The sequence below is a fragment of the Paenibacillus silagei genome (assembly GCF_017874735.1).
Taxonomy (GTDB): domain Bacteria; phylum Bacillota; class Bacilli; order Paenibacillales; family Paenibacillaceae; genus Paenibacillus_AQ; species Paenibacillus_AQ silagei.
In genome coordinates, this window is record NZ_JAGGLV010000012.1 from 1 (window position 1) to 24,881 (window position 24,881).

Sequence of the window (24,881 nt, forward strand, 5' to 3'; positions counted from 1 at the left end):
CTCCAGCCTCATTTAGAATGGATGCGACGGATGCCACCCACTTATTTTCATTCCTGGGGGTGACAAGGCCTCTGTCTTGTCATGCCTGTTTTTCGTATACACTCCAGACTCCACGTATACTCGCCGGGCCTCCACACCCTTTTCAGGTCCCGGACAAAATAAAAAGACGGCGGGTAAACACCCTCTCCGTCTGTTCATGGTAAACCAAAGTTGTCCTTTACCAGCCGCTTCGCTGGATCAAAGCTGTAATCTGCGCGATATGATGGCGGCTGTGCCAGATGTACCTCTCCACTGCGGTATCTAGTGTCATCTCACCGAGACCACCGCTTACAAAGGTCCGGTTATAGTCCTCAGGCTGCAAGGATTCCAGTAAGTTCGCGAATCTGCGGTTAAGCAGTCCGATGAGCTGGAGTGAGGATTCCACCGGTTCGTTGGAAGAATCGCTCAGCTCCGCCCACAGATCCTGTCTGTAGCTTGGAACCTGCGGTGCTTCCTCCGTCAGACCCCGCTTGAAGCGGAGGTATGCATACATGCCCGTATCGGCGAGATGATGCACGACCTGAACCACAGTCCAGCCGCCCGGCCGGTAAGGGGTATGCTGCTGTTCCGCCGTTAGCGGTTCTACTGCTGCCCGTAGCTCCTCTGCCAACTGCCTAAAGACCGCAACCGATGCTGCCCGCACTTCTGCTGTCCGGTTCCCCTTAGCGGCGAATCTTCCAAGCGGGTATTTTAACAACTCCAGCTCCTGCTCTTCCACATTGTCGTTCATTTCGCTCACAGCTCCTTTGTTATTGTTGTTTGGATATCATACCATTTTCGGGTGACAACAGCGCATAGGCCTCTTCCAGTGTTCCCGCCGTAACATCCGGCTTCACTTCCAGCTCCCAGGGCTGTCCGTTCCGGTTGAGCCAGCAGGACTTGATTCCGGCTCTGGCTGCTCCAAGAATATCTGACGCAGAATCTCCAATATGGATAATTTGCTCCGGCTCCACATCATAATGGATTATCACCTCAGTAAACATACGGTTATGCGTGTCATTCTTATACGACTGATACGTCTGCGAAGTGAACAGTGAGATTGGATAATTCCAGTAGAACTCAGGAAGCATAAGATCATCCGTATCACTTACAATACATACCTGATAATCCCGGCATATGCGCTGTAAGAACGCCTCGGTGTCAGCGTACATTTCAGACAGCCGGTGCTGGGCAACGAGGTTATCCACTGCCTGCCCGCAATCGTAATCCAAGCCGGACTCCTGGAATACGCTCTGAAACCCTCTGTAATAAATCTCTCTGCTGCTGATAAAAGTACCCGCCTCCCGGGCTTCGCAGGCTGCGGCATAATAACGGCTCAGCAATTGCTTGCCGAGCTGCAGTGCCCTTGCTTCACTGAACTTCTGCTGGAGAATCGGCCTCCAGACCTCTGCCCGCCTGCTCTCAATATTCACCAAGGTCTGGAACATATCCAGGCTAATCACTTTGAATGACTGCATGGGCCCGTCTCCTTATCTGATCAGCAATTGAATCTTGCCGTCACGAACAATACCGGTGAATTCCAGTAGACTGTCACTCGCCATAGCCGCCCTTCCCCCCAGCCGAAGCTGTATTTGGGGAAGGGCCACTTGGCCAGCTCCTGTATGTACATGTCTTTCTTGTGAAACCATCATCTATTCCTTCAACAGCTTAACAAAGTTATCCGGCAGACTGAACTGTTGATTGTTAAGAATCATATCCCGCAACTCGGAGAATGGATCTTCGTCCTCCTGCGAATCCTTGATTTCCTTAATTTCACGGTGCAGCCGCTCCATCTGCAGATCGAGCTCGTACGCCTTGTCAGCCGCATTCTTAAGTTCACGGGTCAGATGCTCGGGAACCGCCTGGCTATATTTATAGAAGATTTTATGCTCCAGACTGGCCCAGAAATCCATAGCAATCGTGCGGATCTGTACCTCAACACAGACATGCTCCTGACAGTCCGACATGAATACAGGAACCTCGATAAGCAGATGCAGACTCTGATAACCGTTGGGCTTCGGGTTTTTAATGTAATCCTTAACCTCAAGCACCTTGAGATCGTCCTGCTTCTGCAGCATAGCGCTAACCTGATAAATATCCGAAATAAATGAACAGGTGATCCGCAGTCCGGCGATATCCTTAATACTGGATCTGATCTGCGGGAGGGACAGTTCACTGTTCTTGCGCAGCATTTTCTTCATAATGCTCTCCGGGGATTTGATCCGGGACTTGGTATGCTCAATCGGGCTATAGTCGTGAAGCAGCTGGAATTCCTCTTTGAGGATATCAATCTTGGTCTCCATCTCGGCAAGTGCGAACTTGTAAATCATCATAAAGCGGGTAAGCTCATATTTGAGCTGCTTGAATTTCTCTAACTGGTTGTCGGTATGCATCTTCATTTCTCCTTTATGCTGCTGTACAGAATGACTATAATCTCCATACAACTCTTCCATCTCTCATTAATCATAGCCAATCTATGACGTGAACACAAACCTTCCTCCGGTCACCGGGACCCTCAGGTCTGTCCTCCTTTCTTCTCTCAGCCTACGAAAAAAAGCCAAACCGTCCAAAAGGACAGTCTGGCCGTTCTTTAGAAGCGGGCGCTGTTGACAGCGCCTCTTCATCTGGTTATTCAGTTCACCACTTCATCGATGGACAGGCTGCGTTCACGCGACAAATCCCGGAAGCCCTCGCCTACTTTTACCAGCGGCTTAAAGAGGTCCAGCGGGTTGTTCATGACGATCATGCCCACTTCTCCGTTGCTGAGCTGCACATTCTTGCCCACGAAGCTCGGCAGTAAATGCCCGGTCAATGCCTGCACCACCGTCTCATTCAGCTTGCCGAAGCCCATCTCATGCACCTTGCGCAGCACCGTAACCAGCCCCTGCTTGGGACGGTTTGCAGTAGAAGTGGTGAGCGACATATAGATGTTGGCTACCGAAACAATCTGGGCGTACGGATGAATCTCTTTTTTGAGCAGCTGATTCGGATAGCCTGAGCCATCCTCGTACTCATGATGCTGTAGAGCTACTAGCGCGGTAACCTCGTCCATCTGGGAGCCGCGGATCAGATCATAGCCATAGAAGGTGTGGCGTGCCAGCTCATCCTTCTCGGAATCCGTCAGCAGACCCTGCTTGTTCAGGATTGACAGGGGCACCTGGCTTTTGCCGATATCATGCAGATAGCCCGCGCGGCTGATCTGGTAACGCTCCTCCTTGGAGTAACCCATCCACGCAGCAATGTAATAGGATAATAAGCCCACCTGTAATGAGTGGTGATATGTATCGATGTCATCCCGGTCCAGCAGGAGCAGCAGGGAGACAACATCCTTTTGCCCTTCCAGCGTCTCCAGCAGCGGCTTCAGCGTATCATCGACTGCCGACTGCGAGAAGCTGCCCTTCGTCAAGGCTTCCAGAAAAATCGCTTCATAATTCAAAATAGCGAGATCAAAATCATCGTGCAGCCCGTGGCTGGGCTCCAGTTCAGCGTCCATATTCAGCCCGCTGCGCGGCTCGATATCGACATAATCAATTTTGTGCCGGATCAGGATACTAATCTCTTCCCGTTCCACACGAGTCCCCTTGGGGAGAACGTGCAGCCCTACACCATTGAAAGTGTCTGCCATGAGACAATCACCGTGCTTCAGATCCGTGACATGTACTTTCAAGTACCAGCACCCCTTTTGTATGATAGAAATATTCCGTTATGCTCCACTTGATCATAGTCAACAGACGGTAAAGTAACAATCCGGTGAAAGTCACAAACTCTAAGCAATCTAGTTCTATAGAATCCCTGTCTTTAGACGCCTTTCCATATTCTGTTCAGAGCCATCTGACAAATCTCTTGTATTTTATCCTAATTTCGTTCTCTTCTGCCCAGTACATTAGTCTCTTCCTTACCGCTACAGTGTCTTCTGTGAACCTGAAGCAGAGATTAACCGGGGCAATCCATTTGCCTGCAGGCAATATTCCTACTATCGGACCATCTATGTAAATGGCCTTAATCCCTTGCGCGGAGATGCGCTTTTTGCGAATAATAAGCGAATCTGTCCCCCACTGAAGCTGACCTTCCTTACGCAACGCGTTGATGAGAATGAAAAGGCAGGCCGCAATGCTAAGTCCAATCCAAACCAGTCTGATGTAGTATAAATAGAAATGCCTATCCGGGTCGAGGTTAGGGGGCAGTGCCAGAATAATTATGGGAATCAGCACACCTATTAAGACTCTAACAGGGTTAGGCGCTTTGATTCGGTCGGTTATGGCTAGGGAATCTCCGGTCAACGTATTCAACCTCCATCCGGCTAATTTGTAGTATAATCGCTAATGCAGTCCAACACTTTGTCCAAGGAGGATCATTCCATTATGTATGAGCATCTCGTCGTCTTCCGCTTCAATGAGCAATTCGATAAAGGCCAGGAGCAAGCCCTGTTACAAGCACTGCTGGCGCTGAAAAAGCAAATCCCCGGCATCATTGACCTTACAGCAGGCGTTAATGTAACCGAGGAGCAGGAGAATGTCCACGGCTATACGCTGGGGCTCCGCGTGACCTTTGAGAATCAGGAAGCCCTGCGTGCATACGGGCCGCATCCGGCCCATCAGAAGTTCGTGTCCATGCTGGACGGAATTCTGGAGAATGTTGTGGTGGTCGACTACCCGATTTAGAACAACTGGTTCACATCGAACAGTACTTTTCCGATCAGCGCATCCTTGTCTACGAACGGAGTCTCCCATAAGTGAGCATCATAGCTGACGTTACGGTTGTCGCCCAAGAAAAAATACTGGTCTGCGGGAACGGTGACCGGCCCGAAGGTATAGGTCATCCTTTCCTGCAGGTATGGCTCATCGACAGCCTCATGGTTACGATACAGGGTGCCTTCCTTGATCTCAATCACATCGCCCGGCAGTCCGATCAGCCGTTTTACATATCTTTTATGCGCATCTTCAGCGACCGGCGGATGGAACACCACGATATCACCATGCTTCAGCGAGGTATTCCAGAGCATTTTGTCTACCACAAGCCGGTCGTTAATCGCTATCGTCGGAATCATCGAGCCGGTAGGTACACGCATTGCTTCTGCTACGTAGGTACGGATAAATAGGGATAGAATAATGCCAATGGCAATACTCGGCACCCACTGCTTCAAGAATTTTTTCAACTTCCTTCACCTCAGATTCGTATAATTAGCCTTCAAAATGCTCAATAATCTGTGACATTTCCAGCTCCGCGTCTACTAGAGAGTGCTTCGGCAGATAAATCACCAGCAAGCCGCCGAAGATCTGCTCCCATCTGCCCCCATGCTCTGTAACCCGCTCCGTGAAGCTGCGGATCTCGCCGGAAGCCGCCGCCTCTTTGCTGAGCAGCCAGGCATACCGGACAAGTCCGGACTTCTCCACCGTCTCAACGTAATAAGCGATCCCCTCACGCTCACTCACTCGGATAATATCGCCAAGCGCAATCCCCGGGTTAAAAATCGGCGTCTCCTCAATCCGGTAGATATCCTTGTCGACCCGGTTCACATCCAGCACCTCAATCTCCCGGCCTTGCTCATCAAAGCATATATGTAATCCAACCGTTCCCGGCAAAAGCCTCCACCTCAATTCTGTTCTGTCATGCTATCATTTCATCGCCCGAAGTGACCTCGAAATGATGCCCTCGAGCACCTTCCAGGGAAGCAGGGCCTTGCCGATCATCAGCACCCGCGAGCCCCGGCCTACAGGATAGCGTAGCTTCGGCGCACGTAAGGCAGTGATCCTTCCAATCAGATCAGCCACCTCCTGCGGATCGGGAGCCGTCTCGGACGCCCGCCGGGAGTACCGCAGCACCTCTTCAAGCCTGGTGTGATACGGGGAGCCTTCACTTCTGTGCATCCCCGTAATCCCTTTGTCCCAGATGGGGGTGCGGAAGGAGCCCGGTTCAACCAGTACAACGCGGACGCCAAAAGAGAGCATCTCCTGGCGCAGACTCTCGCTGAACCCTTCCACTGCAAACTTCGAGGCGGCATACGGACCATAGCCCTGGAATCCGCTCAGGCCGCTGACACTGCTCACGTTAATGATCAGGCCGCTGCGCTGGACCCGCATGTGGGGAAGCACCGCCTTCGTTACGGCAACCAGTCCGAAAAAGTTGGTCTCCAGCTGCCGCCGCCATTCCTCCATGCTGACCTCCTCCACGAATCCGCCTACGGCGAAGCCAGCATTGTTCACCAGCACATCCATTCTGCCGGCAAGCTCAAGACTCTCCTGAATAGCAGATGCAATCGAAGCTTCGTCCGTGACATCCAGTGCCAGCAGATGAATGCGCTCCCGTACCCCCGCCTGTTCAGCCTGCTGAACAAGCTCCTTGCTGCGGCCAAGATCCCGCATGGTGGCAATGACCCGGTACCCTCTGCGGGCCAGCGTAATTGCGGTCAGCAGGCCGAATCCGCTGGAGGTCCCTGTAATCAGCGCAACCGGATCAACTCCTTGGGGCTGGCTTGAATTAGAGTTCATTGGGCACCTCCTTTCATTTTTCTCAAGTTAACAGGTTATGAATCCGCCTACAGCTTCAGCCTCTGAATAAGCGGCATGCCGATCCGCCGGAGCAGCAGCTCCAGGAAGGACCAACCGCAGCGGTTGAGCAGTGAGGTGCCCCGGTCATACACCGCCGAATATTCGGTGGCTCCGGCCGCTCCCCGGTTGCGCTTGAACTGCCCGACGCCCGAGCTTTCGTGCAGTAATAGTTCTCTGCTGCCCGCAAGCCCGATCAGGACGGCGGACAGCATACGGTAGAGTCCTAAAGACTGAGGCAGACTCGTGTCATAACCGAACAATGGCGCAGTCATCGCGCCCTCCCGCTCATAGAAGCCCAGCACTGCATCCAGCCTTCCCTCCTTGCGCAGACCGTAGATTTGCAAGGTGCGCCGCTCCAGCGCCAGGGCAATATAGGCTTCGGTGAACTGCGGATTATAGGTCGAATATTTATCGATATACAGCAGTCTGTACAGCTCCACGATCCGGGGAATGTCCTCCCGTGTAATCTCCTCCGGGCCCACCTCAGTATAGCCGTGCTTCGCCAGCAGATTCCTGTCGCGTTTGACCAGCCACCTGGCCTTCGAGCCGGAGGTATTCGGATGCAGCAGGTAGATCTGACGGCTTGGAACCAGCTTGCAGCCATATCCTTGCAATTTGACAATGTGTTCTCCCGAAGTATCCCGGCTAAGCGAACGATACATTAAGGTATAACCCGGATAAGTCTGCCGGAGGTAATCCAGTATCGCCGTCAGCTGTTCCGCATTTAAGGCAGGATACAGATTGGTGGACAGCAGCCAGTTATTCACCTGAACCACCCGGTTGAACCGTGCTTGTCGCAGCATCCAGCCCATGCCTGAGAGCATTAGCGACAATAGGCCCTCTAGAAGCCGGTTATTGAGCAGCGCCAGCTCCTCACGCGCATAGCTGACATAGTGGGTATAGGGTGAGCATACATACGAATTGTCATAGTCTGCTTCGTTGACGGTAATCGGAACCGGCAGCCCATCGATGGTCAACACCTTAACAGTTGTACTCACATTATCGATAAAAGGTTGCGCTCCCCGCTCCAGCAGCGGTGTAAGATACTCCCGGGCATACCGCCCGTACTCCGTATCCGGCCAGTCCAACCCGGCAACAGAATCGCGGTCATATTGCGTTACCCGGTCCTTCACGGCTTCCAGCCCCTCTCCACCCGGCGCAGCTTCACAGTTCCGGGCACGAAGCTGTAGGCGGTAAAAGTCAGCTGCGGCGGGATGCAGGACAGCCTGGCGAACAAGCGCGTCAGTTCTGAAGTAATCTGCTGCTCCGTCCCTTGATCAGTGCCGGTTCGTGTACAATAGGAGATTTCCAGCTCAGTGAGGCTGTGCTGAATGACCCGGTAATGCTCAATGTCTGCGGAAGCCGCCAGCACAGCCCGGGTAACGAAATCAGGGAATACTGTAACGTGCGTGCCGTCTGCCGTATGGGGCAGATACAGGATATCATCACAGCGTCCTTCGATCCGCTCAATGGCCGTGAACAGTGAACCGCAGGGACACGGCTCTGCCGCTTCGGTCAGAATATCATTCAGCCGGTAGCGGACGCTGGGCTGCACACTTCTGGAGAAATCGGTCACGATAGGCACGAACCGGCGTGATTTTTCATCCAGTATTTCTTTTTCGATATGTACAATATCTTCGTTGAGATGCAATGTTCCGTAACGACAGGTAGCTCCGAGGAAGCCCTCGGTACACTGATAAGCCTGATGCACCTTCTGCCCGAAGGTCTGCTCAATCTGCTGCCGGTCGAGCGGGTCAAGCACTTCCGCAACCGCAATGATCCGGCGGGGATGCAGATTCATCTCACCCGATTGCTGTGCCTCAGCCAGCAGACGCAGCATGGACGGCGGTGCAATCCAGATATCCGGCTGGTACTCCTTCATACGGGTCAAGAGCCGGGGAAGCGGCTCCAGCAGATCGAAATACCGGAACTGCAGCCTTCCCTGCTTCACAGATTCATACAAATTACTATTTGCCCGCAGAAAAAATGCAATGCTCGCCCGCTTCCACAGTCCACCCGGCAAAAGCTTTGCCAGCACCGTGCCGGTCCAGGCAGCCTGCTCTTCTTCGCCAACGAGAAAAATCCCCCGGTTGCCGGAGGTTCCCGAGGATAACCCGACGGTGACGCCTTGCAGCGTAGGCTTGAAGTTCCTGCTGTTCTCCGCTTCATAGGCCTCAGCAAAGGCCTGCTCCTTCGTAATACCCGCAGTGTTAAGCTGATCGAAATTCTCCATCATCTCCGGCTTCCCGATCACCGGGAAACTCCGCCATTCCTTGGACGGAATACCTGCCCACAGCTCCCTGTAGAACTTCGAGCGCTGCCTCACCTTCTCTACATGAAGCCGGATACGCTTCTCCTGCCACTGCTCGAGTGCTGCCCTGTTCTTCCAGCGTCTGCCCCACTTGGTGAGGATGTAATGGGTGATTACCAGCCTGAGCCGCTTCATATCACACCTCCCGTTCCCCAGTGCGCAAGCGCCTCGCGGCAATGGCTGGGCACAATCCGAAGCTTAGGAAATTGTTCATGCAGCTGGCGCAGCCGCTCGAAATTGCGGTGGTATTCTGTGCGGCTGGACATGATCAAGCCTGCTGCCAGGTGCGGCTTACGGTTCTCGCGAAACGCGCGGCTTGACCAGACCGTATCTGCACAGAGCAAATAATCATGCTGGGCGGTGGAGACGAATACGCCGATCATCCCGGCGGCATGGCCGGACAGCTCAACCGCCAGCAGGCTGCCGTCTCCAAGCAGATCATAGGCGTCCGTGAACGGAAGGCCTTGCGGCAACGCACGCTTCGCTGAGGCTTCATCCACAGGAATGGAGCGGAGGATGAAGTCATCCGGCAGCAGCCCGGGCAGGAATCCCGCCTTCGTCGCCCGCACCGGACCCAGCCCGCTTACGGCATCGTAAGATTTCTGCAAATAAATATACTGTGCCTGCGGGAAATCCCGTACCCCGCCGATATGGTCGGCATGAAAATGCGACAGCACCACATACCGCACCTCCTCCGGCGAGATCCCACCTGCCTGCAACCGCCGCACTGCACTCTCTTCCTCTCTATAGACAACCGGAGTAATCTTGCGGTATAGAGAAGCTGGCAGACTAGCTGTCTCCTGAAAGAAACGCGCGCTGTAGCCTGTATCGAACAGGATGGGACCGTATTCCGGATGCCGGATCAGGGCGTAACCTGCCGGGAAGGCAACCGGCTTCAATGTGCCTCCACGCAGCGTCAGACGCTCGGGATGCAGGCAATAGCCCGCAGACAGTATAGATAATTCAACTGGAATTTCTGTAATCATTGCTGTTCCCTCCACCATTCTGCAAAGGCACGAAGTCCCTCGTCTGTTGTTATACGCGGTTGATAACCCAGCTGCTCGCGGGCCTGTGTAATATCCAGTGTCTGGGAGATACCGAGTGCGGCTGCAGAATAACGGGTCAGCAGCGGCTCACCCGGAATAGGCAGCACCTTGTAGATCCCTTCCATTAAGGCCGCTGCGGTATAAGCTACCGGGTAGGGCAATCGCCGGGTGTGCAGCGGAACCCCGAGCAGTGAGAATAGCCGGGTGACCAGCTCTTCGAACCTTAGCGGCTCACCATTAGTAATATTGTAGACGCTGCCGGAAGCAGACACCGGGGCTTCACAGCAGAGCAGCATGGCATCGACTACATTTTCTACGCAGGTGAGATCAAGCCTGGCCGCTCCGCCATTCATCAGCGGCACCCCCTTGCTCTCATTCGCTGCCAGCAGCCGGGGGAACAGGGCGTTGTCCAGTGGGCCGAATATGGCTCTGGGCCGGAGCATGAAGGAGGTAAGCCCTTCTCTCGCTGCCTGCCGGACTACCTGCTCGGCAATCAGCTTTGTTGCGGCATAGGCATTGGCAGGCCGGCCGGGAAGCGGATCACTCTCCCGGATGCCGAAGCGGGGCCGCTGGCTGGAATACACACTGGGCGTGGAGATATGAACCAGCCTTCCTACGCCATGCCGTTTGCACCCCTCAACTATATGGCTTGTAGCCTCCACATTGCATGTATAGAACTCCTTGTACTTCCCCCAGGGTGACGACAAGGCTGCACAATGGAACACCACATCCATTCCCCGGCAAAAGCCATAGGCAGTCTCCGGGTCACGCAGATCCCCGGCCAGGAACACTGCACCTTCCTGCTCCAGCTGCTTTCCCTGCTCCGGGTTGCGTCCCTGCGCGTAGACCTCCCAGCCCATCCGGGCCAGCCTCCGGGCGGTATGCCGTCCAAGAAATCCGGTTGCACCTGTTACCAGCGCTTTGGTCATGCCTCACCATTCCATTCTATATCTTCAGTTAACGCCTCTGTGATCGAGATACGGTGCCGCCTGGCTGTCTTCCAGGCGGCGTATACTATGCGGAACTGCTCGCGGGCAGGGCGGCGATCTTCCTTGCGGTAGACCACATCTGCTGCTCCAAGCAGTGCTTGCCTCCAGCTGCGGAAGCCCCCGGGTCCCGGCTTCAGCCCGCAGCCCAGCATGGGCAGCGTCAGCATGGCTGTGCGGGCTGAACGCGGGACAATGACTGTTCCGCTCTGCACGAGCAGACCGGGATTCAGCAGCGCCTCCGTCAACCCTTCCTCCGGCGAGAACAGATGAATCCCGCTTGTAGCGCGCGGATTGCATTCAATTGGATACAGCGTCCCGTTCTCCGGTTCGATGAAATCGAATCCGATCTGGCCGCTGAAGCCGGTTACTGCGGCGAACCGCTGTACCCATTCCAGAGCCGCAGGATGCTCCAACGGTTCAAAATACACGCTGGCCCCGCTGCGCCCCGTCCTGTACCTGCTGTCATAAGCAGCATGCGCCACAACTGTGCCTTCGTGAATTATACTGTACGTACAAATCGCTCTGCCTTGAATGTACTCCTGGGACACCCAGGGAGCCTCAGCCGATAATCCGGCTGGAGGCTGTGATTCCCCCGGACCGCGTCTATACGGATCAGTTGAAGCGGATCTTTTATCTGGGAGAATGACCTTCGAGGCAAAGCGGGAATATGCAGGTTTGTAGACCCGCTGCTCTCCCTCCTGCGCTGCCTGCATCACGGCTCTCCGCCACTCTTCTGCGCTGCTGATCAGCACCGTGTCCGGGATCTTGAATCCGAGCGAACGGAGCAGGATCATGAACTCCCCTTTATGGTGCAGCCCGGCCAGAATACTTCGTTCTGACGTAAGTACGCGGCACCCCGTTAGATACTCAAGACCTGCAGAGACATAGAAAATCTCCTCACAGGTCGGAATCAGGCAGTGAATGCCCAGTTCTTCCGTTAACGCAGCCAGGCGCTGGACATAAGCCTGCGGCTGATGCCTTGGGGCAGGCACCCGGAAGCTGGCTTCGACGGCAGAGGATACCCGGCACAGATGATACTCAGCACTTTCTGCCACATATACCCGGTGGCCTGCCGCCTTGAACAGCCTTGCCAGCTCCAGGGCCACCGGGGCGCGTCCGCCGGTAATCAGAATATGCCGGGCCTCAGTAATCAATAATCATGCCTCCCAGAGACAGCCCTGCCGCTGTGCCGATCAGCATGATCCGGTCTCCGCGCGTTATCCGGCCCTGACGGATAGCTTCATGCAGCCCCATCGGGATGGACGCTGCAATCGTATTGCCATGGCCTGCGGTATTGTCGAGGAAGCGTTCCTCGGCAATACCCAGCTTTTTACGCAGGAGACGCATCGCCATTGCACTGCCCTGATGGGGAATAACCAGCCTGAAGTCGTCCATCTTATTGCCTGTGGCGCTCAGCATGTCTGCAATGAAATCCGGAAGCAGCTTGGACGCTTTGCGGAATATAGCCTGTCCATCCATATGGAACAGATAAGGCAGTGCATCCTCTGCTGTATAATTCTGGGGATGCAGTCTGGTCCCGCCCCCGGCAATCTCCGAATAACGCGCACCACTGCTGTAGGTTTTGAGCGAAGCATGGAGGATCCGCGAGGAATCACCGGTCTCCGCAGGCCCGATCACCACCGCTGCCGCTCCGTCACCGAACAAGGCCGAGCTCTCCTTATCCTGCCAGTTCAGCCCCACCGATGCAATCTCAGTGGCCACCAGCAGCACATTCTTATATCTGCCCGCTTCCACCATGTAGGACATCACATCAAGCCCCACCAGAAAGCTGAGACAAGTCGCATCGATATCAAAAGCCGGCACACCGGAATCAGCCTGCCCCATGGCCTGCTGAATGAACACGGCGGTACTCGGCAGCGGCTGCTCCTTGGTTCCGCTCGTACACACCAGACAATCGACCTCACTGAAGCTGAGGCCTGCATCGGCGAGGGCCGCTTCAGCAGCTCTTGCGCCCATGAAGGAGGCTGTTTCATCTGTATTGACATAATGGCGGGTGCCGACGCCGGTGATTTTGTTCACCCAGCCCGGTGTTGTGCCAAGGATCTGATCAAGCTCTGCATCACTAACTACACGCTCCGGCAAATATTTGCCTGTTCCTTTTATTTTCACATGTCTAAGCTGCATAATGCATCTCCCATTCGTGTGAGTACCAAGATGTCGAACTTTATATATTATTGTAAACTACAGATATATTCTACTAGATTTTCCGGTTGAGTCATATACAAAAAGAAGATAAATATCCCATTTCGCGAACTAACGTTCTTAAAAATGCTTGACGGCGCAGGTTCACGGGGTTATAGTAAATGCACAGGTAACACATATTAAGCGGGAGAAGCACCTCGCAGGACAGGCAGTTCATGCCTTTCTTGGAGGTGCTTCTTTGTGTTTACTGCCAAATAAACAATCAGAGGAGCTGAACGCAATGTTTAAATTCATGGGCTTTACGAATTGGAGAGGGATGGAAGTTGTTACACCTTTCTCGGGAAGAGCTGTAAGAAGGCTGTTTGTGCTGGTGATACTGCTGTCACTTTGTACATCTCCCATGTCCGGTGTCTCCGCCGATTCCGGGTGGGATGCTGCGCTGGACGAGATTCATAATCTGTATACAGACTATACGGGTCTACAGGCATCGCTGAAGTCTGACCTCCAGCGGAATCAGGAATTGCGCAAGCAGAATAACGCCGCACTTGCCGCAGTGAACAAGCAGCTTCAAGCCACTAATGCTGCCCAGCTCACCAAGCTCAAGGCTGCCGCGGAAGCGGTGCAGAAGAAGCATGCTCCGCTCCTGGACCAGTATACTGCTCTCAGCAAACAGATCACCGCTGCCCGCAAGGTAAGCAATCTGAAGAGTGCCACTGTGCTTGAGCTGAAGCGCAATAAGCTTAAGGCTGCTGCTACCGCAGCACGGGCTGAAGTGAAGAAGGCCACCTCAGCCTTGGCAGAAGCCAAAGCGTTAACTGCCGCGAAGAACAAGCCGGCTAAGGATGCCCTTGCCCCCATCACCCTGCTCAAGAAGCAGATTGCAGCCCAGAACAAGCTATTCTCAGCCGCCCAATCAGAGAGAACCGAGGCCGACAAGCGCTACAAAGCCGCGGTCCAAGCGGGGGACGCCACCCAGGCTGCGGCTGCAATGAAGCTGTCTTATAACCGGATGGAGGAGATCCGTACTATGACCGGACAGTTGTACGGTTGGGAACAACAGATCAGCACGGCGCTCCGTGCCGCAGAGCTTAAGCTGCCGAAGTAGCCGAAGCAGCATATTCATGAGGGTCAGAGCAGCTTCACCAGCCAGGTGATAATGAAGGCTCCCGGTACAAGCAGGGCTTGCCCCAGCAGAGATCCCAGGAAGCGCGAGCCCATCAAGAGTACATAGATCTTCCCGAGCTGGTCACGGTATTCCACATTCTCCGTTGCCTTATGGGTGATGATTCCCAGCTGCGGATCGATGAACACCGTCAGCAGGATCGTTGCTATCCCGTTAATCAGGCCGGATGCCTGGGAAGCAGTGGTGCTGAACGCTGGCAACAGCTTGGCCGCATACATCGAGGATAACACACCTACGGTGTAGAAGGCCGTCACGAAGACATTCATCACGATGAAGCGCTTGGGAATTCCAAGATAACGGAAGCTGCTCAGCCTGACCTTCGGTCTGCGGATATATTTGCGCGTATTCTTGAGCTGGCTGACCGTTACACTCGTCAGCAGCTTAGGGATAGATCCTTCGATCTCCAGCTTGGAGATCACTCTTGCGAACAGTCCTACGAAGGTCGGAAACAACGCGATCGCGATCAATGTCCCCAGTGAAGAAGCCAGCATAATAATCCGCAGATAGTTGAGCAGCGGGAAGCTGTCGTCAGCTTTGGCATAATCTACGAACTTCGCCGTTAAGGGGCCTTGTACCATATTTGCGGTTCTGGAGACCAGCACGATAATTCCGGTCAGGGATAAGGCGATGGCGATCTTGTTCAGCTTCACTCCGGCAAAACGCACCGAATACGACAAGGTCTCCGCCGTATGAATAATCAGAGTCAACAGACATACTACCAATAAGCTGTTCGTCATTTACAGTTACTCATCTCCAAATCAGGCAGCATTCGGCAGATGACCGGCATTCTTGTTCCAGATTATTACAGACCGGATCGCCTCACTTAATATATATTCTTCTTCCTATATAATCCAGAATCAATTTTGTAAGATTTGGTCTAACGTCCAGCAGAACAGAATTCCGGCTGTATACCGGACCAGATCAATCCAGAGGAAGCCGTGGCCGAGAATCAAGCTGCCAAGGGTTGTAGCACGCACATGCAGAATCCACTCTGCCTGATAGAGCTGGCTGAACTCAATTCCGAAGCTGAAGCACAGGCTAAGGACAAGCGACATCCATAGCGGATGCCGGATCAGCAGCACCCGGGAGGCAAGGTAAATCATACCTGCCCAGATCGCATCCCCAAAGTGTTCGCTGACAAAGTGCGGCAACTGGTTCCCGTATGCCCTGGTCGCAAGACCCAGCAGGGTGGCTAGCAGTACTGCACCGCAGTAGATCATTCTGGATTGTAAATTCAAAATCAGCAATCGTAACTACTCCTTCATCAATCAAATACAACCTTCAATCAAATATAACCTTCCTGGGCGCAGCTGCATCCCGCATGAACAGCTTCGGGGGATAAGGGATTGTTAGCCCGGGCAGTTCATCTTCCTTGAAGAATCTCAGCTCTTCCGCCTCCCCGTCCAGGCTCCTGAGCTGGCCTTTAACAATGACACATTCAAATACAATAACCGTGTACTCTACCTGATCCCCGTTGCTATATTCATATCTGAATTTCTCACCGCCGAATACGCCGATAATCTGTTCAGGCGTAACCATTAAGCCGGTCTCTTCGAACACCTCTCTACGCAGCGCCCTGGACGGGGTCTCTCCAGGTTCAACGGCTCCGGCTGGCAGGCCCCATAAGGTCTCATCCTTTTTGCGGATCAGCAGAATCCGATCCTGTTCATCTCTTACTACAGCCGCTACAGACGGCATCATTAACAGCCCGTTGCCGGCCTTCCCGCGCAGCTCCCGGTAATACTCAGACATTGACATGAAGCATCCCCCCACTATATTTCAATTGGTCCCTATATCATTCTTAATTCCAGTTTATAGCTCATCCTTGCGGAAAGAAACCGGATGAACCACGAAATCACCCGGCTGATTCTCACAATCCGTCAGCTCTACCTTATAGAATTCCTCGGTCTCAGCAAGCCGGATCGCTCTGCATACATATTCGATCTTCCCGCCGTCGCCTGCCCAGTCTCGGCTATTGTCCACCGTCCAGTGCAGTACCCTGCCATCGTTGTAGAAATCATGAATATACGGCCCGCTGTCAACACCCCACTGAAGCATGGTGAGGTTATCTCCCTTACCTTCCTTAAATCTATGTATCATTTCTGTAATTCTGTCCAAATCCAGCTGATCAAAATGCGTAATTAAGTTCCGCTGGTCCCTGACCAGAGAGACTGGCTTGTTGAATTCCCGTATCAGCAATAGTGAAAGTACCGCAATAAGTAGCGTTTCAAGAATTATAATAGCTCGGCTGTATTTGCTAAAAAAGTTGTTCATGTGCCCTCCCGCTCCATGGTTTATGAATAAACTGGGTTAGCACTATATTTGACATGGTTGTATGATATTCCTTGTCTGACTTACAATTGTGGTTCAAGTGAATAAATTTTTTTGTTGAACTAAAAGGTTATAGAACCCAAAAACATCTCCAGCCATAAGGCGGAGATGTCTTTGGGTTCTTTGCATTTTTTATGTTCGCATTCGTCACTAACTACTCAACCTTCCCCAAGCTCTGGTGGCTCCAACAGATGATCCAGCAGTTGCAGCCCCCGGCGACGGGTGCGGAAGGTCCACAGCAGATCCGCCGTGAATACCAGCAGGGCGATGGGAAGTATGGGCATCCATACCCGCTCCATATGCAGATACAGGAAGTGTACCAGCGGTTGCAAGCCGAAGATGCAAGCCACTGACAGTCCCCACCAATACAGCGAGAATTTCAGGCAGATATGCCCATGCAGCTGAAACGGCATCTCAGAATAATCCCACCACTGTCTACGAAAGATTCCCTTAAGCAGCCAGCCGCTGATAAACTCAACCGCCGAAGGGACGATCAGCGCAAGCAGCAGGAATAACGGAAAGGGAAGCCTATTTTCATGTGCTGCCAGCAGCAGCAAGGGGGCGCAGCCGTACATGGGCTTTAATGGCCCTTTGAGGAAGCCTTCTTTGCGAAAGGTCCCGGTGCTGTAAAGGTTATAACTGCCTTCAAGGACCCATCCCAGGAACGAGTAGACAGTGAAATAGAACAGATAGGGACTTGCCGCAGCCACTACACTGTAACTATTCTGTAAAAGTAAAGGTGTCATCGTAGTTCTTCCCGCCTCCGCTCCCATTAATTTTCCAATTGGAGCTAGTATGCCTCCAGGAACCGGATGCTATGACGGGAATATCTGGCGGTTTTTCGCATACATTCCAGACTCCTTATTAACTCCGTCGGCCTGCGTCCGGTGAAATCATAATCCCTATATCAGAAAAAAGACTGCCCCTAGTAGGAACAGTCTGCTATGTGCATATGCCTTATACCTTAATCCCCTACACCCGAATTCTTAGGAAGCGGGTCAGGATGGGCGGTTTCGGCCGGTTTGGCTTCCCAATCATCGGCTTCAGGTTCAATATCCACACCGTTCTCCATCTTTTTGCGTTCTGCGAGTGAATCCCCGTCTTTATTCTCCTTGTTGCGGATGTCTGCTTCATTTTGGGATTGATCCGACATGTGAATTCCTCCTTGTATGCAAGTTGTGCGCGATTTGGATTACTTAGTTATAGTTACCCGCGAACCCCTTTTGCAAACATCCCGTCTGAACAAAGCTGCTTTTCCCTTGTCTTATCCATTCACTTGCCATTCGGCAGACTGGTCCTTCTTATTCGTAATACACACGAAACACAATGTCCTGCTCGTAATTCCCGAAGCCGCGCCCGAATAACGTTAAGCCGCCCCGCCTTCGGGTGGTGTCTTCTGCCGTGAACCTGAAGCTCCACTGGTCCTGCTGCCAGCCCACCTGATCAATGGTAACTGCCGATATCTGCTGGCCGTCTATATAAGTTCCCCCTGCATTAATTCTGAGCACCTTGAGCAGCCCGTACTGGTTCACATCCGATTTCCACCAGGCTGGGGTCAGCCGGCCTCTCATTACGCCGAAGTCACCGGGGCTGGTCCATTTGCCAAGCGAAATGCCATTCATCATAAAAGAGATATCCGAAGGCCACTTCTCGTTCACACTCGGTGCCTCCGAGCCGATCTCCATGGAAATCTCAATCTCCTGGACCGTCTGATCCATGAACAGATAATTCGGAACCTTATATTCCACGTATCCTTTGGCGAACCAGAGAATGCCGGCATCCACCCGCTGCGGGTCCAGGAAATAACGCGGGTCGTCATAATACCCGATCAGCTTCTCGGTTGTGGCAATGCCGCAGGTCGGTGAAGCTGCAAGGTCGGTGTAATGGCCCACAGGGACAGAGACCTCCACTACTTTGCGGGCGATGCCTTTGGCCCCGGATAATTTAATCTGCAAGAAATTCGCGGAAAGTGAGCAGAATTTATAAGTCCCCCCGTCGATCCGCTTCATCTGGGAGCTGACAATGCCGGCCTTCTGCAGCTTCGCTACATGCGAGCTGACAATGGCACTGCTGAGATACAGCCTGGCTGCAATCTCCTTAATATGCATCTCCTCGCTGCTAAGCAGATCGATGATCCGCAGCCGCACTTCACTGGCAAGTGCTTCATAGACCTTCAACGATTCAGAATCTGTGGTTAAATACATCGGTGGCCCTCCGCGCTCTTTGAATTAGTTATTAAGTTAATCCTGAAATTAGTTATTGCTTAGTATACCCCGTAATTCGTATCATGTAATCATAAACGGGCTTGAACGATTAGCTATTTCATTAATCTAACACAAAGGAGCTTCTAACTATGAGCATTCAATCCAAGATGATTGTCGACAAAGACTTCAAGCTGGCCGAGGTAGATCCAAGGCTGTACGGTTCCTTCATTGAACATCTGGGCCGGGCCGTCTATGGCGGAATCTATGAGCCGGGACATCCTACCGCTGACGAGAACGGGTTCCGCGGCGATGCCCTCCAGGCTATCAAGGCACTACGCGTACCGATCATCCGTTATCCGGGAGGCAACTTCGTATCCGGTTATAACTGGGAAGACGGTGTAGGACCCAAGGCGGAACGGAAGCGCTCTCTTGAACTTGCCTGGTGGGTGACAGAGACTAACCAGGTAGGCACGAATGAATTCGCCGATTGGGCCAAGCTGGCCGGTTCTGAAGTGATGATGGCAGTGAACCTGGGCACACGCGGAATCGACGCTGCAAGGAATCTGGTCGAGTACTGCAACCATCCCTCCGGCTCTTACTGGAGTGACCTGCGGATCTCCCATGGCTACAAGGATCCGCACAAATTCCGCACCTGGTGTCTGGGCAATGAAATGGACGGTCCATGGCAGATCGGAGCCAAGACTGCAGTCGAATACGGAAGACTCGCCAATGAGACCGCCAAAGCGATGCGCTGGGTGGATCCTTCTCTGGAGCTTGTCGCCTGCGGCAGCTCGGGCAGCAACATGAGCACTTTTGCCGAATGGGAAGCTACAGTTCTGGATCTCACCTATGATAATGTCGATTTCCTGTCGCTGCACACTTACTACAATAACAATGATGGGGATACAGCGAATTTCCTGGCCCAATCGCTTGATATGGATCAGTTCATCGACAGCGTAGCAGCAGTATGTGATTATATCAAGGCTAAGAAGAAAAGCAAGAAAAAGATTTACCTGTCCCTCGATGAATGGAATGTATGGAAATCGCAGGGCTCTAGCCGTGCCGAGCAGCACTGGCAGATTGCACCGCCTGAATTCGAGGATGTCTATACCCTGGAGGATGCGCTGGTGGTGGGCTGCTGCCTGATCAGTCTGCTTAAGCATGCAGACCGGGTCAAGATGGCCTGTATCGCCCAGCTCATTAATGTCATTGCACCGATTATGACGGAGGATGGCGGACCGCTCTGGCTGCAGACCACTTATTATCCTTACATGCATGCCTCCATCTACGGCCGGGGAACGGTGCTGCACCCGCTGATTACAAGTTCCAAATATGATTCCAAGGATTTCACCGACGTTCCATATCTGGAAGCGGTCAGTGTATATAATGAGGAGCTGAACGAGGTTACTGTGTTTGCAGTGAACCGCCATCTGAGCGAAGGCATGGAGCTGGCGGTTGATCTGCGGAGCTTCGGCGCTGTAGAGGTTATTCAGCACACGGTTCTTGAGCATGAGGATCTTCAGGCGGCCAATACCCGCTCCAATCCGTCGAATGTGCTTCCGCACAACCGGGGAACAGCAGCCGCAGACGGCGGCCGGGTGAGCGCAATGCTTCCGGCTGCTTCCTGGAACGTAATCCGGCTGCGTGTGAACGGCTGATTACTGAATGCTGCAAGCTTAATGGTACATGATCCAGGCGACTAGCGGTCCGGCGATGGAGCCGACAATCGCGCACACAGTCATGGCTACAGAGCTCATGGACACCGACTCTTCGCCGTATTCCAGTGCCTTGGCTGTGCCGAGGGCATGGGAAGCTGTGCCCAGGCCAATGCCGATTCCCGACTCGCTGCGGATTCTGAACAGCTTGATAATATAGGGGCCGCCAATCGCTCCCGTGAAACCGGCAACCATCACGAATACGGAGGTCAGCGATGAATCTCCGCCGAGATTGCTGGAGATCTGGATCGCTACAGCGGTGGTAATCGACTTGGGCAGAATGGACAGCACATACAGCTTGGAGAAGCCGAGTCCGGCTGCCATCAGCAGCCCGCTGAACATTCCGACCATAAGTCCGGTGACCGTTCCGCCGAGAATGGCAGGGAGATTCTTCCACAGTACATGCCGCTGTTTGTATAAGGGATAAGCCAGCGATACTACCGCTGGTCCCAGCAGGCGGTTAATCCAGTCGCCGCCGATCATATAAGTCTCATAAGAGATATGGAAGCCCATGAGCAGCACAACAACCGTGAACGTTGCGGTCAGCGCGGGCAGGAGGACAGGAAGACGGTAACGTCTGTACAGTATGGACATGACCAGATAGATCACGACGTTCATCAGCACGAAGCTGGCAGCCAGCAGAATTCTCATGCTTCCTTCCCCTTCCCTTGGACATTACGGGCACGGTACGTCCGGCGTGTTAAGCGTTTGACGCTGCGGGCGGCAATCCACTGGCTGGAATGTGCTGTAACAACCATGGTCAGCACACTGCTGATGACGAGAATGCCGATCAGGAGCAAGCCTCTTCCGCTAAAGATATCCAGATGGTTCATGATGCCTGCGGTGGCCGGGATGAAGAACATGGGCAGATACGCCAGTATAAAGGACGAGCCGTTCTCGATCAGCTTCACGGGTACAATCTTTAGCAAAAGCAGCACGAAGAGCAGCAACAGTCCCACGATACTGCCTGGAATCGGCAAATGCAGCAGCTCTTGCAGATAGCCTCCGGCCAGGAAGAACACATACAGCAAGCAGACCTCGGCGATAATGCGGATGATTTTCATAATGCAGGAATCCCTTCAATCTTGAAATGACGATCTTAAGCAGCTGCTTACCGGCAGCAAGTTGACCTCCTAAGAGTAGCAGAATTTTCAGCAAATTTTCAATAAGTTTTCGACTCTTCTATGTACTTTCATTATTGATCTAATATTTCAAAAAAAAGAAACGGATGCAACCCCTCAGGGCAGCATCCGTTTCTTTGTCATCCTCATAACAGCCTCCGGCTCGCAGGCCTTATCGCCCTTAGACCCACTCTACCACCTGCGAAGCGTTCTGCCGGGTCTTCACACGCGGCTCACCGCTCCGGTAGCCGAAGGCTACCATGCAGGCCAGCCCGAAATGTTCAGGGTCCATAATCCCCTCGTCGGCCAGAAGCTGCTCCATTTTCTGCTTATCGAAGCCTTCAATCGGACAGGAATCGATGCCGATCAGCGCAGCTGCGGTCATCATATTGCCAAGGGGCAGATAGGTCTGACGCGCGCCCCACTCGAAGATCGCCCGCTCATTGCCAGCCAGGCCGAAATCGTTTTTCAGGAATGCGCCGTAGACCCGCTGCTTGCCCTCTGCAATCTCAACGGGCAGCTTCTGTACCTCCGACATCATACTCTGAATATATTCTGAGTCAGCTGCCAGATCACGCGGCTGTCTGGCCAGAATAAGCACGAAATGACTTGCGGTCGGAAGCTGCTTCTGCGCGCCCCAGGCGTATGGCAGCAGCTTCTGCCGGAGCTCCGGGTTCTGGACAACTACAAACTTCCAGGGCTCGAAGCCAAACGAACTCGGTGACAGACGTCCCGTCTCCAGAATGAAGCCGAAATCCTCCCCGCTGATCTTTCTGCTGCTGTCGAATTCCTTGGTCGCATGTCTGTACTCATAGGCTGCCAAAATCTGCTCTTTCGTCATTTGAGTTGCTGTGCTTGTGTTCTCCATCCTCCATACTCCCTTTCTGTGTACCGTTCATGATAAGGAATTGACGTTTTCCTGTTCCCATGCCTATAGTAATGGATATACAACATATTTAGAAGTACGCACATTTTTGTGATGTAGTATACAAAATGATACTAAGGAGCGTGTTCAGTGATGCGCAACCGTAAAGGCGGTTTCGGCACTTGCCCTGATGGCAATGCCTTTGCTTGTCCTGTAGAATTCACCCTCGATGTTATCGGCGGCAAATGGAAGGGTGTGCTGTTGTACCATATGATGGATTCCACAGTCCGGTTCAACGAATTCCGCCGCATCTGCCCCAGCATCACCCAGCGCATGCTGACCCTGCAGCTCCGCGAGCTGGAGGAGGATGGCGTCGTACACCGTGAGGTCTATCATCAGGTGCCGCCCAAGGTCGAGTACTCCTTGACTGATTTCGGCCGGTCTCTGATTCCGATCATCAAGCTGATGAGAGATTGGGGTCTGGAGTACCAGGCGAAGCAGCAGACTTCAGAGCGTCCAACTATTGACACCGGAGTGTAACGGGGCATAGCAGAATAGGGACTGTCTCAAAGTAGATATTCTATAGACGAGTCAGATCTCAGATGTTTCAAAGGATTCAAATGTTAAAAAAGCAGCGATTCTCTCATATTGGAGAACCGCTGCTTTCTGTTTTTGTTGAAAAAATGTATTTTCGTATCCCACTTAAACAGCGGAGAGGACGAAACGATTGTGTAAAAGCGTCAGCGGTCGCCTTGGTCTCCGGATTTTCACCGCTAAGGGGAATGAAAAAAATTCTTACGACCACAGCGATTGGAACAACGGTTCGTTCACGCAGCGTCCACCCAAGTACTCACGTTAATCCTGCTTAAAAAAAGGGGCCGTTTTCCAGCCTATTATGAATCTTCGAAAAACTCCTCCGCCTTCTGCTTATGCTCCTCCTTGACCTGTCCGGCAATAGCCCGGATGCCCGCCGCCATGACGGCAGCATCGTCTGTGAAGCCCAGGCCGATCAGCGCATCGGGAATAGCATCGATCGGGGAAATGAAATACGCCAGCGCTCCAAAAGCAATCCCTTTCGCCCATAGCGGTGTTTTGGCATCCATAGCACAGTAGTACATGGCTATCGCTTCTCTGGTGAAGGGAATTTTACCGGCGGCTTTCCTGGTTTTGCTCCAGAAGCTCTTCTTCACAAGCTCCTCATTCTTCTTATCATACTCAAAGCTCTCCACCAATACTCCTGCCGGCAGCTTACCTGTCTGATTGTCCATCCGTAGTTCCCTCCCGGTGATTAGACTGCCTATATATGGCCTCGCGCCAACCCTTACTATATCTTCACATCATTCCCTTGCGGCTAATCACTGTGGCTTATAATGCTTCACTTAGGAGCCCAGATGCTCCTGGAAGAACAACGCCGTCTGTCTGCGCTGGAATTCGCTCACCTCATGCCCGGAGAACGGATAATCCATAATCTCCTTAGGTGATTCTATCCGGTTATACGCGGCATAGATCGTCTCCGGCATACATACCGTATCCTTCCAGCCTACGGACATCTGAACAGGGACGGTGAAGCGGTGAGCCAGATTGACGATATCGAAAAAGGCCAGATTCTCAAACACACGCTCCAGATGCTCCGGATAGCGCTTCAGGTATTCCGCGATCTCAGTAAGTGAACTGGTGGAATTCAGCACCCCGAAATCCAGCCGGCACAGATTAGGAATATCTGCGGCTACCGCAGCCACGCGGCGGCTGAGCGCTCCAGCCAACAGAGCGATCCCTCCGCCCTGGCTGGCTCCTGTAATCGCAATACGTGCCGGATCAACCCCCGGCAGCTGTGCTGCCGTCTCTATAGCCCGTACGGTATCTATGGCTAACGCCAGATAGTAGGACTGCTCCTTCTCCAGCAGCCCCTGGGTAATCCAGCCTCTGACAATCCCGTGCTCTTGCGGCAGCAGATTGCCGGTCTCTCCAAGCTGACCACGAACATCTACGGCCAGTACTGTGTATCCAAGCAGCAAGAAATCTGCGTAACGCTCGGGATATCCCCGGTCACCGGTGTAACCTGGAAAGGTCACAACACACGGCCGGTCTCCCATGCCGTCCGTATCACCGGCAGGCTGGATATACCAGGCATTGATCGTAGTCTCCCCATAGCTCATATAGCTGACCTTGCTCACCTTCATGCCCGGATAGGGGGTATCTTCAGGGGTGATGCTCACATCCAGCGGCTGCTCTTCATCTTCCGCGAGCAGATCATTCCAGAATTCATCAATCGTCTCCCGGTCCAGTGTAGGCTCTGGACGGCAGTTCTCCAGCTCTTGCTTACGCATCTCTATTGCATTCATCTCAATTCCTCCTGTGTTGCATGCATTCTTAAAACCTTGCATGTC

31 protein-coding genes are annotated in these 24,881 nt (G+C 53.1%); 4 read left to right on the plus strand and 27 right to left on the minus strand.

Annotation, left to right across the window (positions count from 1 at the left end):
• Positions 1–217 precede the first annotated feature (217 nt).
• The 6 genes from J2Z70_RS18000 to J2Z70_RS18020 form a co-directional block, all read right to left on the minus strand.
• Positions 218–769, minus strand: a complete 552-nt coding sequence (locus J2Z70_RS18000; protein WP_245368331.1) for a YfiT family bacillithiol transferase — start codon at positions 767–769, stop codon at positions 218–220.
• Between the two features lie 19 nt (positions 770–788).
• Complete coding sequence (locus J2Z70_RS18005; protein ID WP_209875566.1) at positions 789–1,496, minus strand: HAD family hydrolase; 708 nt, start codon at positions 1,494–1,496, stop codon at positions 789–791.
• A 20-nt stretch (positions 1,497–1,516) separates the two neighbouring features.
• On the minus strand, positions 1,517–1,648 hold the full coding sequence (locus tag J2Z70_RS33690) for a hypothetical protein (RefSeq protein WP_281068225.1): 132 nt from the start codon (positions 1,646–1,648) through the stop codon (positions 1,517–1,519).
• Between the two features lie 22 nt (positions 1,649–1,670).
• Positions 1,671–2,411, minus strand: a complete 741-nt coding sequence (locus J2Z70_RS18010) for a GTP pyrophosphokinase (RefSeq protein WP_036729701.1) — start codon at positions 2,409–2,411, stop codon at positions 1,671–1,673.
• 239 nt (positions 2,412–2,650) lie between these two features.
• Positions 2,651–3,685 (minus strand): HD-GYP domain-containing protein, encoded by a 1,035-nt coding sequence (locus J2Z70_RS18015; RefSeq protein ID WP_209875568.1) that lies wholly within the window; start codon positions 3,683–3,685, stop codon positions 2,651–2,653.
• Positions 3,686–3,839: 154 nt separating this feature from the next.
• Positions 3,840–4,298: a hypothetical protein gene (locus tag J2Z70_RS18020; RefSeq protein WP_209875570.1), complete on the minus strand. Its 459-nt coding sequence runs from the start codon at positions 4,296–4,298 to the stop codon at positions 3,840–3,842.
• Positions 4,299–4,379: 81 nt separating this feature from the next.
• Here J2Z70_RS18020 and J2Z70_RS18025 point away from each other — a divergent pair, with 81 nt between their 5' ends.
• Complete coding sequence (locus J2Z70_RS18025) at positions 4,380–4,679, plus strand: Dabb family protein (protein WP_209875572.1); 300 nt, start codon at positions 4,380–4,382, stop codon at positions 4,677–4,679.
• Here J2Z70_RS18025 and lepB read toward each other — a convergent pair.
• Genes lepB through J2Z70_RS18070 form a run of 9 tightly spaced genes read right to left on the minus strand, consistent with a single transcriptional unit; the run spans position 4,676 to position 13,057 of the window.
• Entirely contained in the window at positions 4,676–5,173 is a 498-nt protein-coding gene (gene lepB / locus J2Z70_RS18030) for a signal peptidase I (protein ID WP_209875574.1), read from the minus strand. The genes J2Z70_RS18025 and lepB overlap by 4 nt on opposite strands.
• Positions 5,174–5,198: 25 nt before the next feature.
• Positions 5,199–5,600: a DUF4265 domain-containing protein gene (locus tag J2Z70_RS18035; protein WP_209875576.1), complete on the minus strand. Its 402-nt coding sequence runs from the start codon at positions 5,598–5,600 to the stop codon at positions 5,199–5,201.
• A gap of 33 nt (positions 5,601–5,633) precedes the next feature.
• The gene (locus J2Z70_RS18040) at positions 5,634–6,506 is read right to left on the minus strand and encodes an SDR family oxidoreductase (RefSeq protein ID WP_209875577.1); all 873 of its coding nucleotides are present in this window, start codon (positions 6,504–6,506) and stop codon (positions 5,634–5,636) included.
• A 47-nt stretch (positions 6,507–6,553) separates the two neighbouring features.
• On the minus strand, positions 6,554–7,699 hold the full coding sequence (locus J2Z70_RS18045) for a GNAT family N-acetyltransferase (RefSeq protein ID WP_209875579.1): 1,146 nt from the start codon (positions 7,697–7,699) through the stop codon (positions 6,554–6,556).
• Positions 7,696–9,012: a F390 synthetase-related protein gene (locus J2Z70_RS18050; RefSeq protein ID WP_209875581.1), complete on the minus strand. Its 1,317-nt coding sequence runs from the start codon at positions 9,010–9,012 to the stop codon at positions 7,696–7,698. Before J2Z70_RS18050 ends, J2Z70_RS18045 begins: the two co-directional genes overlap by 4 nt.
• The gene (locus tag J2Z70_RS18055; RefSeq protein WP_209875583.1) at positions 9,009–9,863 is read right to left on the minus strand and encodes an MBL fold metallo-hydrolase; all 855 of its coding nucleotides are present in this window, start codon (positions 9,861–9,863) and stop codon (positions 9,009–9,011) included. Before J2Z70_RS18055 ends, J2Z70_RS18050 begins: the two co-directional genes overlap by 4 nt.
• Entirely contained in the window at positions 9,860–10,852 is a 993-nt protein-coding gene (locus J2Z70_RS18060) for an NAD-dependent epimerase/dehydratase family protein (protein WP_209875585.1), read from the minus strand. The genes J2Z70_RS18055 and J2Z70_RS18060 overlap by 4 nt, the downstream gene beginning before the upstream one ends.
• Entirely contained in the window at positions 10,849–12,066 is a 1,218-nt protein-coding gene (locus J2Z70_RS18065; protein WP_209875587.1) for an ATP-grasp domain-containing protein, read from the minus strand. The genes J2Z70_RS18060 and J2Z70_RS18065 overlap by 4 nt, the downstream gene beginning before the upstream one ends.
• Positions 12,056–13,057, minus strand: coding sequence for a beta-ketoacyl-ACP synthase III (locus J2Z70_RS18070; protein ID WP_209875589.1), 1,002 nt, complete (start codon positions 13,055–13,057; stop codon positions 12,056–12,058). The genes J2Z70_RS18065 and J2Z70_RS18070 overlap by 11 nt, the downstream gene beginning before the upstream one ends.
• A gap of 298 nt (positions 13,058–13,355) precedes the next feature.
• Between J2Z70_RS18070 and J2Z70_RS18075 the strand changes: the two genes are divergently transcribed.
• Positions 13,356–14,180 carry a cell envelope integrity TolA family protein gene (locus J2Z70_RS18075; protein ID WP_209875592.1) on the plus strand — a complete coding sequence of 275 codons (825 nt, stop codon included), beginning with the start codon at positions 13,356–13,358 and terminating at the stop codon, positions 14,178–14,180.
• Positions 14,181–14,203: 23 nt separating this feature from the next.
• On the opposite strand, the gene J2Z70_RS18080 is transcribed toward J2Z70_RS18075, so the two are convergent.
• The 7 genes from J2Z70_RS18080 to J2Z70_RS18110 form a co-directional block, all read right to left on the minus strand.
• Entirely contained in the window at positions 14,204–14,995 is a 792-nt protein-coding gene (locus J2Z70_RS18080; protein WP_209875594.1) for a lipid II flippase Amj family protein, read from the minus strand.
• A 120-nt stretch (positions 14,996–15,115) separates the two neighbouring features.
• Positions 15,116–15,505: a ribosomal maturation YjgA family protein gene (locus J2Z70_RS18085; RefSeq protein WP_245368332.1), complete on the minus strand. Its 390-nt coding sequence runs from the start codon at positions 15,503–15,505 to the stop codon at positions 15,116–15,118.
• 34 nt (positions 15,506–15,539) lie between these two features.
• Positions 15,540–16,016: an NUDIX domain-containing protein gene (locus J2Z70_RS18090; RefSeq protein WP_036729740.1), complete on the minus strand. Its 477-nt coding sequence runs from the start codon at positions 16,014–16,016 to the stop codon at positions 15,540–15,542.
• Between the two features lie 54 nt (positions 16,017–16,070).
• Positions 16,071–16,358, minus strand: coding sequence for a DUF4362 domain-containing protein (locus J2Z70_RS33895; RefSeq protein ID WP_209875596.1), 288 nt, complete (start codon positions 16,356–16,358; stop codon positions 16,071–16,073).
• 389 nt (positions 16,359–16,747) lie between these two features.
• Entirely contained in the window at positions 16,748–17,335 is a 588-nt protein-coding gene (locus J2Z70_RS18100) for a putative ABC transporter permease (RefSeq protein ID WP_209875598.1), read from the minus strand.
• A gap of 218 nt (positions 17,336–17,553) precedes the next feature.
• A complete protein-coding gene (locus J2Z70_RS18105) occupies positions 17,554–17,742 on the minus strand; it encodes a hypothetical protein (protein WP_209875600.1) in 189 nt (62 codons plus the stop codon).
• 148 nt (positions 17,743–17,890) lie between these two features.
• On the minus strand, positions 17,891–18,793 hold the full coding sequence (locus J2Z70_RS18110; protein ID WP_036729749.1) for an ArsR/SmtB family transcription factor: 903 nt from the start codon (positions 18,791–18,793) through the stop codon (positions 17,891–17,893).
• 149 nt (positions 18,794–18,942) lie between these two features.
• On the opposite strand from J2Z70_RS18110, the gene arfA reads away from it, so the two are divergent.
• Entirely contained in the window at positions 18,943–20,451 is a 1,509-nt protein-coding gene (gene arfA / locus J2Z70_RS18115; RefSeq protein ID WP_036729752.1) for an arabinosylfuranosidase ArfA, read from the plus strand.
• An 18-nt stretch (positions 20,452–20,469) separates the two neighbouring features.
• Here the strand turns inward: arfA and J2Z70_RS18120 are convergent, their stop codons facing one another.
• The 3 genes from J2Z70_RS18120 to J2Z70_RS18130 form a co-directional block, all read right to left on the minus strand.
• The gene (locus tag J2Z70_RS18120) at positions 20,470–21,159 is read right to left on the minus strand and encodes an LrgB family protein (protein WP_209875602.1); all 690 of its coding nucleotides are present in this window, start codon (positions 21,157–21,159) and stop codon (positions 20,470–20,472) included.
• On the minus strand, positions 21,156–21,572 hold the full coding sequence (locus J2Z70_RS18125) for a CidA/LrgA family protein (protein WP_245368333.1): 417 nt from the start codon (positions 21,570–21,572) through the stop codon (positions 21,156–21,158). The genes J2Z70_RS18120 and J2Z70_RS18125 overlap by 4 nt, the downstream gene beginning before the upstream one ends.
• 238 nt (positions 21,573–21,810) lie before the next feature.
• Entirely contained in the window at positions 21,811–22,497 is a 687-nt protein-coding gene (locus J2Z70_RS18130) for an NAD(P)H-dependent oxidoreductase (protein WP_209875604.1), read from the minus strand.
• Between the two features lie 150 nt (positions 22,498–22,647).
• Here J2Z70_RS18130 and J2Z70_RS18135 point away from each other — a divergent pair, with 150 nt between their 5' ends.
• On the plus strand, positions 22,648–23,034 hold the full coding sequence (locus tag J2Z70_RS18135) for a winged helix-turn-helix transcriptional regulator (protein WP_209875606.1): 387 nt from the start codon (positions 22,648–22,650) through the stop codon (positions 23,032–23,034).
• 353 nt (positions 23,035–23,387) lie between these two features.
• Here J2Z70_RS18135 and J2Z70_RS18140 read toward each other — a convergent pair whose 3' ends face one another.
• Together J2Z70_RS18140 and J2Z70_RS18145 are read right to left on the minus strand one after the other, a co-directional pair.
• Positions 23,388–23,762, minus strand: a complete 375-nt coding sequence (locus tag J2Z70_RS18140; protein WP_051493493.1) for a YkvA family protein — start codon at positions 23,760–23,762, stop codon at positions 23,388–23,390.
• A gap of 111 nt (positions 23,763–23,873) precedes the next feature.
• Positions 23,874–24,836 carry an acetylxylan esterase gene (locus J2Z70_RS18145; protein WP_209875608.1) on the minus strand — a complete coding sequence of 321 codons (963 nt, stop codon included), beginning with the start codon at positions 24,834–24,836 and terminating at the stop codon, positions 23,874–23,876.
• Positions 24,837–24,881 lie beyond the last annotated feature (45 nt).

Coding starts and splice junctions, on each gene's coding strand:
- J2Z70_RS18100 (WP_209875598.1), bottom strand. CDS start 17,335: ATGACACCTTTACTTTTACAGAATAGTTACAGTGTAGTGGCTGCGGCA.
- J2Z70_RS18080 (WP_209875594.1), bottom strand. CDS start 14,995: ATGACGAACAGCTTATTGGTAGTATGTCTGTTGACTCTGATTATTCAT.
- J2Z70_RS18105 (WP_209875600.1), bottom strand. CDS start 17,742: ATGTCGGATCAATCCCAAAATGAAGCAGACATCCGCAACAAGGAGAAT.
- J2Z70_RS33690 (WP_281068225.1), bottom strand. CDS start 1,648: ATGTACATACAGGAGCTGGCCAAGTGGCCCTTCCCCAAATACAGCTTC.
- J2Z70_RS18125 (WP_245368333.1), bottom strand. CDS start 21,572: ATGAAAATCATCCGCATTATCGCCGAGGTCTGCTTGCTGTATGTGTTC.
- J2Z70_RS18010 (WP_036729701.1), bottom strand. CDS start 2,411: ATGCATACCGACAACCAGTTAGAGAAATTCAAGCAGCTCAAATATGAG.
- J2Z70_RS18135 (WP_209875606.1), top strand. CDS start 22,648: ATGCGCAACCGTAAAGGCGGTTTCGGCACTTGCCCTGATGGCAATGCC.
- J2Z70_RS18130 (WP_209875604.1), bottom strand. CDS start 22,497: ATGGAGAACACAAGCACAGCAACTCAAATGACGAAAGAGCAGATTTTG.
- arfA (WP_036729752.1), top strand. CDS start 18,943: ATGAGCATTCAATCCAAGATGATTGTCGACAAAGACTTCAAGCTGGCC.
- J2Z70_RS18025 (WP_209875572.1), top strand. CDS start 4,380: ATGTATGAGCATCTCGTCGTCTTCCGCTTCAATGAGCAATTCGATAAA.
- J2Z70_RS18060 (WP_209875585.1), bottom strand. CDS start 10,852: ATGACCAAAGCGCTGGTAACAGGTGCAACCGGATTTCTTGGACGGCAT.
- J2Z70_RS18090 (WP_036729740.1), bottom strand. CDS start 16,016: ATGTCAATGTCTGAGTATTACCGGGAGCTGCGCGGGAAGGCCGGCAAC.
- J2Z70_RS18000 (WP_245368331.1), bottom strand. CDS start 769: ATGAACGACAATGTGGAAGAGCAGGAGCTGGAGTTGTTAAAATACCCG.
- J2Z70_RS18075 (WP_209875592.1), top strand. CDS start 13,356: ATGTTTAAATTCATGGGCTTTACGAATTGGAGAGGGATGGAAGTTGTT.
- J2Z70_RS18145 (WP_209875608.1), bottom strand. CDS start 24,836: ATGAATGCAATAGAGATGCGTAAGCAAGAGCTGGAGAACTGCCGTCCA.
- J2Z70_RS18070 (WP_209875589.1), bottom strand. CDS start 13,057: ATGCAGCTTAGACATGTGAAAATAAAAGGAACAGGCAAATATTTGCCG.
- J2Z70_RS18005 (WP_209875566.1), bottom strand. CDS start 1,496: ATGCAGTCATTCAAAGTGATTAGCCTGGATATGTTCCAGACCTTGGTG.
- J2Z70_RS18040 (WP_209875577.1), bottom strand. CDS start 6,506: ATGAACTCTAATTCAAGCCAGCCCCAAGGAGTTGATCCGGTTGCGCTG.
- J2Z70_RS18140 (WP_051493493.1), bottom strand. CDS start 23,762: ATGGACAATCAGACAGGTAAGCTGCCGGCAGGAGTATTGGTGGAGAGC.
- J2Z70_RS18120 (WP_209875602.1), bottom strand. CDS start 21,159: ATGAGAATTCTGCTGGCTGCCAGCTTCGTGCTGATGAACGTCGTGATC.
- J2Z70_RS33895 (WP_209875596.1), bottom strand. CDS start 16,358: ATGATACATAGATTTAAGGAAGGTAAGGGAGATAACCTCACCATGCTT.
- J2Z70_RS18050 (WP_209875581.1), bottom strand. CDS start 9,012: ATGAAGCGGCTCAGGCTGGTAATCACCCATTACATCCTCACCAAGTGG.
- J2Z70_RS18110 (WP_036729749.1), bottom strand. CDS start 18,793: ATGTATTTAACCACAGATTCTGAATCGTTGAAGGTCTATGAAGCACTT.
- J2Z70_RS18055 (WP_209875583.1), bottom strand. CDS start 9,863: ATGATTACAGAAATTCCAGTTGAATTATCTATACTGTCTGCGGGCTAT.